The 12,426-nt window shown below is 46.0% G+C and carries 9 protein-coding genes; 4 read left to right on the top strand and 5 right to left on the bottom strand.

Annotated elements, in window-relative coordinates; all coding sequences use genetic code 11:
* Nucleotides 1-48 precede the first annotated feature (48 nt).
* Nucleotides 49-477 (top strand): organic hydroperoxide resistance protein, encoded by a 429-nt coding sequence (locus H3V14_RS09940; protein WP_198228324.1) that lies wholly within the window; start codon nt 49-51, stop codon nt 475-477.
* A 653-nt stretch (nt 478-1,130) separates the two neighbouring features.
* Here the strand turns inward: H3V14_RS09940 and H3V14_RS09935 are convergent.
* The 3 genes from H3V14_RS09935 to H3V14_RS09925 form a co-directional block, all read right to left on the bottom strand.
* Complete coding sequence (locus tag H3V14_RS09935) at nt 1,131-1,679, bottom strand: hypothetical protein (RefSeq protein ID WP_075870510.1); 549 nt, start codon at nt 1,677-1,679, stop codon at nt 1,131-1,133.
* Nucleotides 1,680-1,821: 142 nt separating this feature from the next.
* A complete protein-coding gene (gene glnA / locus H3V14_RS09930; protein ID WP_075870511.1) occupies nt 1,822-3,231 on the bottom strand; it encodes a type I glutamate--ammonia ligase in 1,410 nt (469 codons plus the stop codon).
* A gap of 77 nt (nt 3,232-3,308) precedes the next feature.
* A complete protein-coding gene (locus tag H3V14_RS09925; protein ID WP_075870859.1) occupies nt 3,309-3,647 on the bottom strand; it encodes a P-II family nitrogen regulator in 339 nt (112 codons plus the stop codon).
* Nucleotides 3,648-3,879: 232 nt separating this feature from the next.
* On the opposite strand from H3V14_RS09925, the gene H3V14_RS09920 reads away from it, so the two are divergent.
* Nucleotides 3,880-5,412, top strand: coding sequence for an NAD(P)H-hydrate dehydratase (locus H3V14_RS09920; RefSeq protein ID WP_246785145.1), 1,533 nt, complete (start codon nt 3,880-3,882; stop codon nt 5,410-5,412).
* Nucleotides 5,413-5,543: 131 nt separating this feature from the next.
* Nucleotides 5,544-6,785, top strand: a complete 1,242-nt coding sequence (locus H3V14_RS09915; protein WP_198228322.1) for a porin — start codon at nt 5,544-5,546, stop codon at nt 6,783-6,785.
* 661 nt (nt 6,786-7,446) lie between these two features.
* Here the strand turns inward: H3V14_RS09915 and uvrA are convergent.
* On the bottom strand, nt 7,447-10,362 hold the full coding sequence (gene uvrA, locus H3V14_RS09910; RefSeq protein ID WP_075870514.1) for an excinuclease ABC subunit UvrA: 2,916 nt from the start codon (nt 10,360-10,362) through the stop codon (nt 7,447-7,449).
* A gap of 236 nt (nt 10,363-10,598) precedes the next feature.
* On the opposite strand from uvrA, the gene H3V14_RS09905 reads away from it, so the two are divergent.
* Complete coding sequence (locus H3V14_RS09905; protein ID WP_198228320.1) at nt 10,599-11,096, top strand: single-stranded DNA-binding protein; 498 nt, start codon at nt 10,599-10,601, stop codon at nt 11,094-11,096.
* A gap of 451 nt (nt 11,097-11,547) precedes the next feature.
* On the opposite strand, the gene H3V14_RS09900 is transcribed toward H3V14_RS09905, so the two are convergent.
* The gene (locus tag H3V14_RS09900) at nt 11,548-12,180 is read right to left on the bottom strand and encodes a MarC family protein (RefSeq protein WP_198228318.1); all 633 of its coding nucleotides are present in this window, start codon (nt 12,178-12,180) and stop codon (nt 11,548-11,550) included.
* Between the last annotated feature and the right edge of the window lie 246 nt (nt 12,181-12,426).

The following is a 12,426-nucleotide window of genomic DNA, read 5'->3' as shown; positions in this document are numbered from 1 at the left end:
CACGCTAGTTTAAATGTGCGGGTTTGTCTTACCAAGGAGTGAAGCTCAATGTTATCGAATATAATTTATAAAACGACAGCGATTGCCGAAGGTGGGCGGGAAGGTCATGTGCATTCGGAAGATGGTGCACTCGACATCGACTTGGTAAAACCTAAAGAGATGGGTGGTAACGGTACGATTGGTGCCAATCCTGAAACGCTTTTTGCTGCCGGTTATGCTGCATGTTTTGAATCGGCAACGCGTTTTGCTGCACAAAAAGCTGGATTTAAAGTTCAGGACGGAAGTTATGTAAAAGCAGAAGTCGGAATTGGACCGCGCAAAAGCGGTGGTTTTGAACTTTCAGTTATTATGACAGTTCATCTGGAAGGGCTTGACAAACAACAAGCCGAAATGGCTGCTATGACTGCTCATAACGAGATTTGCCCTTATTCTCATGCGACACGCAATAATATCAGTGTCCAGATTAAAGTGATTTGAGAACTAACGCCGGAAATTCTGTGGTATCTTTATTCTTGCAAGTTGTTCGTTTGGAAGTTTTTTTGCAAACGAACAACTTTTTCGTCTTGAACGAAAGTTTCTGAAATTTAAAGCGATATGAGCCGCAGAATATTTTATCCCGCAAAGTGTTCAGATGGTTCACGGGTTATTCAAATAAATGACGCTCTGAATCCCGTAAAAAGCCGATGTCCGGCTTTTTATCAGTGATGCCTTTCCGTTTGTATCGCTCGTTGGCGAGATTTTATTATTTTTAAAATCGGGGCGTTCGGCATCAACCAGAAAAGGTAAGTTTTTGCACCCCATCCGCCGCTATATCAATTATGAAAAGAGCTAGGGTCGTGTTATGCAATCGACAGCTCTGTTCTAACGACACCACCAAATATAAAAATGCATTTTGCAAATATAGAAACGCACCCGTAAACATTTGATTTTGGGCTCATCGAACTTGTTTTGCCCGCACATACCCCCCGAAACGCGGTGGTACGATAGAAAACAGGTCTATCCTCCAAGAATATGTTTTATTACCCTCTTAAAGCCCCGATTTGGATAATCGAGAATATGCGCTTCCGGAAATAAAAAACCGGAAATCATGTATCGTAAAAGGTTAAGACAACGGATAAAAGCAATAAATCTTATTTGATCGGCTTGACTTCAGGCGCACTGAGTTTGATTTTTTCAAAACCTGGAAATGCAGCACTCATAGTCGAAATAGTGGTAGCGTCGTCACCACGGACAAAATACCACTGATTATTATCGAGAATGGCTACAAGCTCACCTTTGACCTGGTTTTTATTATTGCCATTGATAGTGGTGATCACAAAATCGGTAGGGATAATATAATAAGGAGTTCCGTCCTCGAATTCGCCAGCACTTTTTTTCGATTGGCTTATTGTTATCTTGTCAACTTTATAAGTTTGAGCCAATTGCTTCATCTGGCTCACCATGATCTGGCGGAACTGCTCCTGATCAACTTTTGATTGAGCTGCCAAAGTCTGGATGATTCGCGGCGGTATTGCGTTCAACACCGCGTCGAAGTTGGATGTTTGAAGGGCTGTTGCGTAATTATTTGTGGCATCACTCAACATTTTGACTTCTGCGTCCGTCGCCGATCGTGCATCTGCCGGGATAAGCCCGCAAAAAACAATTGAAAAACCAACGATGACTGGGAGGATGCGTCGCATAGCTTACCTTCGATACTGTTTACTCATACCTTCTTTATAGAGAACTCATAAACTAAAGGCAAAGCGTGACAGGAAAAAGGCAAAGATTGTTACAAAAACGGAGGCCGAAGCCCCCGCTTTTTATGATCTTGGTTAATTCGGATCAGACCGAATAGTACATATCGAATTCGATCGGATGAGGTGTCATTTCGTAACGCAAGACCTCTTCCATCTTCAATTCGAGGAACGAATCAATCTGGTCGTCATCAAATACATCACCGGCTTTGAGGAAGGCGCGGTCTTTGTCGAGACATTGTAACGCTTCACGCAAACTGCCGGAAACCGTCGGGATTTTTTTCAATTCCTTTGGCGGCAGATCGTAAAGATCTTTATCCATTGCCTGTCCGGGATGGATCTTGTTCTTGATGCCATCGAGCCCTGCCATCAAAATTGCCGAAAAGGCAAGATACGGGTTGGCTGTCGCGTCAGGGAAACGGATTTCTACACGTTTGGCATTTGGCGAAGAACCGAAAGGAATACGGCAGGAGGCTGAACGGTTACGTGCCGAATAAGCGAGCAGAACAGGTGCTTCATATCCCGGAACCAGACGCTTGTAAGAATTGGTCGACGGATTGGTGAAAGCGTTGATAGCTTTTGCGTGCTTGATAATGCCACCAATGAAGAACAGGCAGGTTTCCGAAAGGCCTGCATATTCGTTGCCTGCAAAGGTCGGTTTTCCGTTTTTCCAGATCGACATGTGAACGTGCATGCCCGAACCGTTGTCACCGAAAATAGGCTTCGGCATGAAAGTAGCCGATTTGCCATAGGTATTGGCAACCTGATGAACAACATATTTGAATATCTGCATTTTGTCGGCTTCGCGCACTAATGTGTCAAAGCGGATACCCAATTCATGCTGGGCAGCAGCAACTTCATGGTGATGTTTTTCAACACGAACGCCCATATCGGTCAAAGCAGTCAGCATTTCCGACCGGATGTCCTGACAGGAATCAATTGGCGGAACAGGGAAATAGCCGCCTTTTACGCGCGGACGGTGCCCGAGGTTGCCCATTTCGTATTCAGTGTCGTCATTGGAAGGAAATTCGTTGGAGTCGAGTTTGAAGCCTGTGTTATAGGGATCAACTTTGAAGCGAACGTCGTCAAACAGGAAAAATTCGGCTTCCGGCCCGACATTTACGGCGTCGCCAATTCCCAAAGATTTTACATAAGCTTCAGCTTTTTTGGCAGTCGAGCGCGGATCGCGGTTGTAGGATTCGCCCGAGATCGGATCAAGTACATCGCATAGGATGACCATTGTGGATTGGGCGAAAAACGGATCCATATGGGCGGTGGTTGGATCAGGCATCAATACCATATCCGACTCATTGATTGCTTTCCATCCGCTGATGGAAGATCCATCGAACATGACACCATCAGCAAATGTATCTTCGCTGATTTCAGCAATATCCATGGTTACATGCTGTAGTTTGCCTTTAGGGTCGCTAAAACGCAAATCTACGAAGCGAATGTCATTATCCTTAATTTGCTTAAGGACATCAGATGCAGTCGTCATATTACATTCCTTATTTAAAAGTAATAAAGGGTTGATCGGACATGCCCCGTAAAATGGGGCATGAGTTAACTTATGGCTTAGATAGCGTCTACGCCCGTTTCACCTGTACGGATGCGGATAACCTCTTCGACAGATGAAACAAAAATTTTCCCGTCGCCAATGCGACCAGTTTGTGCAGCTTTCCGGATGGCCTCGATTGCCGGCTCTACGGTTTCATCGGCAACAACAATTTCGACTTTTACCTTGGGGAGAAAATCAACAACATATTCGGCGCCACGATAGAGCTCGGTATGGCCTTTTTGCCGGCCGAATCCCTTGGCTTCGGTAACGGTTATACCTTGCAAGCCGACATCCTGAAGGGCTTCCTTTACTTCATCAAGCTTGAACGGCTTAATGATAGCTTCGATTTTTTTCATATTGATCTCGCCTCCAACGTTAAACTTTAGCTTCGGTAACCGCTTTAAGTCGATTTTTTCAATCACTAACAAGTTATAAGCATGTTTTGTGCCAAGTTGGAAAAATAAAGCAATAACTCAACAATATTTTGTCGGAATGTAGAATTCACCGTTTGTTAACTATGACGAATTTGACAAAACCGCGTATAGTGAGCTGAATAAATCCTGTCGCAATGAATAAAAAATAGGCCCCATGATGAAAAAATATGCAATTCCGGGATTGAACACACATTTTCCCGTCGAACTTTTGACGCCTGAAGAAATGGGTAACGCGGATCATTTGGCTGCCACATTAAACAGGGAAGATAGTTTCAAGCTCATGGAACGGGCAGGGCAGGCTATCGCCGATATTGTTCTGAATGACTATCGGCAATGCAGAAAGATAGCTGTTTTATGCGGACCAGGAAATAATGGCGGCGATGGCTATATGGCTGCGCATATTCTAAAAAGCCATGGCTTCGAGCCCACCATATTTGCGTTGGGGACACCAAGAGCAGGAAGTGACGCAGAAAAAGCAGCCGCTTTGTGGGGCGCAAAGCACTTGGCTTTTGATAATTTTTCATCTCCACAGGATTTCGATGTTGTTATCGATGCCTTGTATGGAGCAGGGCTTGATCGCCCGTTGGAACAATCGCTTCAGGAAAAATTGAAAAGTTTGAATGAAAGTGGCATTCCGGTCATTGCCGTTGACTTGCCTTCCGGTGTTTTCGGACAAAACGGGGCAATAAAGGGAGAAGCTGTCAAGGCATCAAAGACGGTCACATTCTTCCGGTTGAAGCCGGGACATGCGTGTTACCCCGGAAGATTACAATGTGGCGAGATCAGACTTGCCGATATAGGCATTCCGGAAAAAGTGCTGGAAACTATCAAGCCGACACGTTTTATCAATTTTCCTTCACTTTGGCTCAAGAATTGGCCGGAACTGGACTATGATACACATAAATACCGTCGGGGACATGCCGTGGTGTTTTCCGGCCATCAATCATCAACCGGTGCTGCGAGACTTGCTGCCCACGCTGCGGCGAGAAGCGGAGCAGGGCTTGTTACAATAGTTTCGCCGGAAGATGCACTTCTCGTTCATGAAATGCATCTCACCAGTATCATGCTCAAGGAAATGGGGAGTGATACAGAAATTCTCGACTTTCTCGAAAACCGGAAAGTGCGTTCGGTCATTCTTGGCCCCGCATTCGGCTCATTGGAGCGTGCTCTTTCGATTATTGAAGTCGTCCTTTTGAAGAGTAAAATTTTTACGCTCGTTCTTGATGCCGATGCGCTCACTGCTATGGCGGGAAAAAGCGAAGAAATATTCGCACTTATCAAACAATCGCCGGTCAATGTTATATTGACGCCTCATGAAGGCGAGTTCCAACGCGTTTTCCCGTCTGTTGCACACATGGAAGACTTGTCGCGTATAGAGAAAGCCGCAAAAGCAGCAACTGATAGCGGTTCAGTGGTTGTCTATAAAGGCGCGGATACAATCATTGCTTCTCCCGATGGGCGCCTGGCAGTGAACGTAAATGGAACGCCGTTTCTCGCCACAGCAGGCGCTGGCGACGTTCTTTCGGGGATTATCGGCGGCTTGAGTGCGCAAAAAATGCTGCCTTTCGAGGCAGCTTGTGCCGGTGTCTTTCTCCATGCGCGGTGTGCAGAGCATTTTGGGCCTGGTATGATTGCAGACGATATTGTTTCGGCAATTCCGTTGGTTCTTTCCGAGATAATTATGTGACTAATTTATCACAATTTAACTATAGATGGCAGTTTTTCGTAATTTTGGCTTTTCATTGGGCAAACGCTGTCTCATAACACCGTTACAAAATTCTATTTATTAGAGCCTATCGGGCACAGGGAGAAATCCGTATGAAAATTAAAGCACTGTTGGCAGGTTCTGCTGCTGCCATGGTCATATCGAGTGCATCTTACGCTGCCGATGTTGTCGTAGCAGAGCCGGAACCCGTCGAATTTGTACGCGTTTGCGACGCTTATGGACAAGGGTATTTCTATATCCCCGGAACCGACACATGTATGCGTGTTGGCGGATATTTGCGTGCCGATATAAAAGGTGGCGACAATGTTTATGCCTACAAGGGCAAGAAAGATCGTGACACCTACGCATGGCGCGCCCGTGCTGAATTGCGCTTCCAGACAGCAAGCGAAACCGAGCTTGGTACTTTGCGCACTATGGTTGAACTACGTAACCAGTGGGACGACGGTGATGATACGTTGAGTGGTCAGGCGCACTTTGCTTATATCGAATTGGGCGGTTTGCGCGTTGGTGTTGACGAATCAATTTTCTGGCATTGGACGGGTTATCTCGGCAAGGTCTTGAACGATGACGTTGTCGATCCCGGTATGTTCCAGCGTACCAATGTTTTAAGTTATACATTCTCGGCTGATAACGGTTTTTCGGCAATTATCGGTGTTGAACAGGGTACCGATAAAGGAAGCGATAATCCGGGCGACAACTATTATCTAAAAGGTATGGGTAAACGGGTTGGAACCGGTGCTGGCGTAAGCTACCGTAACGATGCTGATGCTCGTCACTTCTATAGTGGTAGCAGCATTGATGATTACACACCGAATGTTCTTCTCGGTGCCAAATTTGTACAGGGCTGGGGGTCTATCGCAGCTGTCGGCGCTTATGATGCGCAATGGGAAGAATGGGCTGCCAAACTCCGCGTCAATTTGAACGTAACCGATCAGTTGTCGGTTTGGGTCATGGGCGGTTATAAGACCAATGATGACTATTACGCCTATGACGATGTCTATAATCATGATCGCCCCAACAGAAAGCATGATTTCTATTATCGCATGCATACGAGCCAATATGGCGATTGGGGCGGCGATTGGGCCGTTTGGGGTGGTACAACCTACAAAGCTACCAAGAAGGCCTCTTTCAATTCGCAGTTGACCTATGATGACACGGATGTATTCAGTGCATCGGTCAATATGGCTTACGAGCTTGTTCCCGGTCTCGTTGTTACACCTGAAGTTTCTTATCTGAACTTCGGTAACGATAAGAAGTGGGACGATGGTTCACGCGTTACATTCCACGGTGATAATGCCGTACAAGGAATGTTGCGTATGCAGCGCAATTTCTAGAATATTGTCATTTAATGTTTCGGATGGCGGCTTTAGCCGCCATTTTTTTTGAAAAATTTCGTATGGCTTTTGATTTTCTGTCCGGCTTTCAGATTTATAAGATTGATTGCCTCGCTATAATAAAGAGATAGCGACTGCGCGATATGGCAGGACATTGCGTATTAACGGGGAAAAGTAGCGACTTCGAATTTTTATGTTGAAGAGATTGGTTGCAGGTGAAGGCGAGAAACATATGTTTTCAGGAAGTTCGCTTGCTTATCAGGAATTAAAGCAATTGCCGCGTAAAACGCATTCAACATATTCATAAATGAGATGTGTTTTTAAGCAATCTCATTATTAGCTCTAAATAGGGCAACTTATCGGAACACTGAGCTACAAAAATATCCCCTTGATCAACAACATGCCTGCGAGAAGGGGCAGGAGAGGCAAAGCCCGTGAGAGGGATTGAGATGAGGAGCAGCCTGCAAAATATGTGAGTTGCCCATTCCGCAACGCCGTTTTTGTATTTAGGTTTTTATATTTTGCTATCGTTTTTTAAGTTCAGTTGTTTGTCTCCGACAAAATTTTCAAATTTATTAGCCGCAAAAATTTCAAAAAGGCGAAACTTTAAAAGCCCCGCCTTTCGATAATTTTTTCTGACCGAGTTTTGTTTGTCCGTGTGTTACGACACTGCTTTTTTCGTTGGCCGGCGTTCCAGAAGTTCTTTCAGGAACTGTCCGGTGTAAGAGCGTTCCACTTTCACAATATCTTCTGGACGGCCGACAGCAACGATTTCGCCGCCTCCATCGCCACCTTCGGGACCAAGGTCGATAATCCAGTCGGCTGTTTTGATCACTTCAAGATTGTGCTCGATAACAGCAACGGTATTTCCCTGATCGACCAGTTCATGCAGAACTTCAAGAAGTTTCGCAACATCGTGAAAGTGCAGGCCTGTTGTCGGCTCGTCAAGAATATAGAGTGTCCGGCCGGTTGCCTTGCGAGCCAGTTCCTTGGCGAGTTTTACGCGTTGCGCTTCGCCACCAGAAAGGGTGGTCGCCTGTTGTCCGACCTTGACATAGCCAAGCCCGACTTTAACCAATGTATCCATTTTGTCGCGAATGGCAGGGACTGCCTGGAAAAACTCCGCCGCTTCGTCTACTGTCATATCAAGGACATCGGCGATGGATTTACCTTTATAGGTGACTTCCAACGTCTCCCGATTATAGCGTTTGCCGTGGCAGACATCACATGTAACATAGACATCTGGCAAAAAGTGCATTTCGATTTTTATGACGCCATCGCCCTGACAGGCTTCGCAGCGCCCGCCCTTGACATTGAATGAAAAACGCCCCGCCTGATAACCACGGGCTTTTGCTTCCGGCAAACCGGCAAACCAGTCACGTATCGGGGTAAATGCGCCGGTATAGGTTGCCGGATTCGAACGCGGAGTGCGCCCGATCGGTGATTGGTCAATATCGATCACTTTGTCGAGATACTCGAGCCCCTCAATTCGATCATGTTCTGCCGGATGTTCGCGGCTTCCCATGATGCGGCGCGAGGCTGCTTTGAACAGAGTCTCGATAAGGAATGTCGATTTGCCACCACCCGAAACACCGGTGACACAGGTAAACGTTCCAAGTGGAATATCGGCTGTAATATTCTTTAAATTATTGCCTCTCGCCCCGACAACGCGCAATTTCTTTGTCTTGGAAATTTTGCGACGCTCGGCCGGTACGGGAACAAACATTTTACCTGAAAGATATTGTCCGGTGAGGGAAGCCGGATCATCCATAATATCTTTTGGCGTTCCTTGCGCGACGACTTTACCACCGTTAACACCCGCGGCCGGACCAATATCGACAACATAATCAGCAGTCAGAATGGCATCTTCATCATGTTCGACAACAATCACCGTATTGCCGAGATCACGTAAATGTTTAAGCGTTTCAAGAAGACGCGCATTATCGCGCTGATGTAATCCGATAGAGGGTTCATCGAGAACATAAAGAACGCCGGTCAAGCCTGAGCCGATTTGCGAAGCAAGTCGGATACGTTGGCTTTCACCACCCGATAATGTACCGGAGGCACGCGCTAGAGTGAGATATTCAAGTCCGACATCGTTCAGAAATTTCAAACGGTCGCGAATTTCTTTCAAAATGCGTGAAGCAATATTCTTCTGTTTTTCATTGAAGGTTTTGTCAACTTCCTGAAACCATTTATCGGCTTTGGAAATCGACATTTCGGACACTTCACCGATATGAAGTTTGTTGATTTTTACAGCCAGAGCTTCCGGCTTCAACCGATAGCCTTTACATGCCGGACAAGGGGAGGATGACATATAACGCTCAATCTCCTCGCGCGACCAGGCAGAATCAGTCTCTTTCCAGCGCCGTTCCATATTCGGGATAACACCTTCAAAACTTTTTGTCGCAGAATAGGAGCGCATACCGTCGTGATAGGTAAATGTTACTTCTTTTTTGCCAGTGCCGTAAAGGATAGCGTGACGAGCTTCTTCGGAAAGGTCTTTCCATTTGTCGGTAAGCTTGAAGTGATATGCCTTTCCGAGTGCTTCAAGTGTCTGATTGTAATAAGGTGAAGAGGATTTCGACCATGGAGCAATCGCACCGGCTTTCAAAGACAAATTCTCGTCTGGCACTACCATTGCCGGATCAATTGCCTGAAGCGACCCCAAGCCGTCGCAGGTCGGGCAAGCACCAAACGGATTGTTAAAAGAAAAAAGCCTCGGCTCAATTTCAGGAATTGTAAAGCCGGAAACAGGACAGGCGAACTTTTCGGAAAATAGTAAACGCTCGTGCGTGTCATTTTTCGATTTATTGGCTGAACCGCCGGCTGTTTGTTCTTTTGGAAGCGGTTTATCGGCAAGTTCTGCAACGGCCAATCCATCAGCCAGATGAAGACAGGTTTCAAGACTATCGGCAAGGCGGGCGGAAATATCAGGTCTTACGACAAGGCGGTCAACGACAACATCAATATCATGTTTATATTTTTTATCGAGTTCGGGAACATCCGCTATCTCGTAAAAAACGCCGTCAATTTTGACACGCTGAAAACCTTTTTTAAGGAGATCAGCCATTTCCTTTTTATATTCACCTTTGCGTCCGCGTACGAGCGGAGCCAGAATATAGAGCCGTGTTCCTTCAGGAAGCGCCATAATACGATCAACCATCTGGCTTACGGTCTGGCTTTCAATGGGTAACCCAGTGACGGGCGAATAAGGCACACCGACTCGCGCAAACAACAAGCGCATATAATCATGAATTTCGGTAACCGTGCCGACAGTTGACCGCGGGTTACGACTTGTGGTCTTTTGTTCAATAGAAATTGCCGGAGAGAGACCATCAATCTGGTCAACATCCGGTTTTTGCATCATTTCCAGAAATTGTCTGGCATATGCCGAAAGGCTTTCAACATATCGCCTTTGCCCTTCGGCGTAGATCGTATCGAAAGCAAGCGACGATTTGCCGGATCCTGAAAGGCCAGTCATGACAATGAGTTTGTCTCGTGGCAAATCGAGATCTATGTTCTTTAAATTATGTTGGCGGGCACCACGTATTGAAATATATTTCTGATCGGACATATTTGGCCTTGCGGGGAAAGAACAAAAATGGAACACTCGCTTTCAAATAGGTGAGATGGTCAAAAATTGCAATGGTAAGATTCGACCCAAAACAATAACGAAAATAGAAGTTCTGTGGAAATTGAATGAATAAACCGGGCTTTTTTGCCCCAAGCTTAAAAATAGATTATATGGTGGCAAATTGAGCTTTAGCATTTAATTTTCGGTTTTTTGCCGCGCAGTTTGGAGTTTTTATAATGGCAGGCAGTGTTAACAAGGTCATTCTGGTTGGTAATCTCGGTGCAGATCCGGAAATTCGCAGGATGAATTCTGGCGATCAAGTAGCAACTTTGCGCATTGCAACATCGGATACGTGGCGTGACCGTAATACTGGTGAGCGTCGCGAACGGACAGAATGGCACAGCGTTGTCATTTTTAACGAAAATCTGGTCAAAGTTGTCGAGCAATATCTTAAAAAAGGCGCGAAAGTTTATATTGAGGGGCAGTTGCAAACCCGCAAATGGCAGGATCAGAACGGCAATGACCGTTATACAACCGAGATTGTTTTGCAAAAATATCGCGGTGAATTGCAAATGCTTGATAGTCGTGGGGAAGGTGGCGCCGGTCGCCCACAGGTAAGCGATCAATCCGGTTCTGGTGGTTTCGGCGGCGGGTACGGCAATTCCGATCAGGGTGGAAACAATCAATCAGGAAGCAATTTTTCACGCCAGCTTGATGACGATGTTCCATTTTGAGGCTCTAGTTCTTTAGCGATTATCCCGCCTTGCAATTGCCGTTCCATACATTGAATTTCGGTTGCCGCGTAAAGCGTTGTCGCGATCTTCTTGGAACTGCATTTGCGTAATTCAAAAATTTTAAAGAGCTTCGCGTTTCCGTTATTGCTCATTAAATCGCAGATTTTAGCAAAAACGGGAGCGAGGGGCTTTTATGAAGCCGAAAAGTCTATCTTACAGCCTTCTTAGCATACAAATAAAGTTGACATTTCAACATGCAAGATCGGGTGGATTGAAGCAGCCTATCCCAGTGTTGTCCGGAATGACTGCCACCCGTAGGGTGCGAACTGTTTTGAACGCTTCTTCGTTTTGGACGTCCCGGCTATTTCCCATGAAAATTGGATCTGCAACCAACCGTATACGCAACAATACTGAAATGATGCGTGAAAGGGCGTTTAGCGGTGATGCAGTTTCACACAATATGGAAGAGAGCCAAAATTCCGTTGGCAACGAATTGAACCGCCAATGCTGCAAGGATGACACCGAACAGGCGCGTGAGTATTGTTCTGCCCGTTTCACCAAGAAGTCTGTCGATAGGATGGGCAAGAAGCATGAAACCGTAACAGACAATGACCGAAATCAGGATCACAAAGCAGGAAACGGCAGTGCCGATAAAACCCGGATTCTTGCTCGCCATAAGAATGGTGGCTGAGATCGCGCCGGGGCCGGCGATCATCGGTATTGCAAGCGGAAAAGCTGCAATATTGTGAATATGATCTTTAGTGACGGCGGTTTTGACAGATTTCTGTTTTCTCTCCGAGCGTTTTTCGAAAATCATTTCGAAAGCAATCGCAAACAATAAAATACCGCCTGCAATCTGGAATGCACCGAGTGAAATCCCCAAACCTTCCAAGATCGCCCCACCAATAAGCGCGAAAGCGAGCAGAATGACAAAAGAAATGACAGAAGCAGCCATTGCGGTGGACTTGCGTTCCATATGGGTCATTTCGCGCGTCAGTCCGAGGAAAATCGGCACCAGCCCCACAGGATCAATCGTAACCAGTAATGTGATAAACGCATTCAGCAACAAACCTGCATCAAACATGATTGTTACTCCTTGGTGCGCCATCATTCGGTATTTGCCAAAATGAGGGGCAGTTAAAATCATTCATTTCCGCTCTCATGGCACAAATTCAACATAAAGTCATCCACCGATTTTTCTTGTGGCCAACTAACACACTGAAAATAAAAGCCAAATCCATACATAGAAGGGCAAGAGAAATTGGCTTTTCGGGGCATTTTTCGTTATAAAGGAAGGGCTGATTCTATTAAGGAAGTTTTGTAGCCGTGA

Source organism: Bartonella sp. W8151, from assembly GCF_016100385.1.
Taxonomy (GTDB): domain Bacteria; phylum Pseudomonadota; class Alphaproteobacteria; order Rhizobiales; family Rhizobiaceae; genus Bartonella; species Bartonella apis.
The sequence above is the reverse complement of the archived record's forward strand: the minus strand, read 5'-3'. Positions and strand labels throughout refer to the sequence as shown.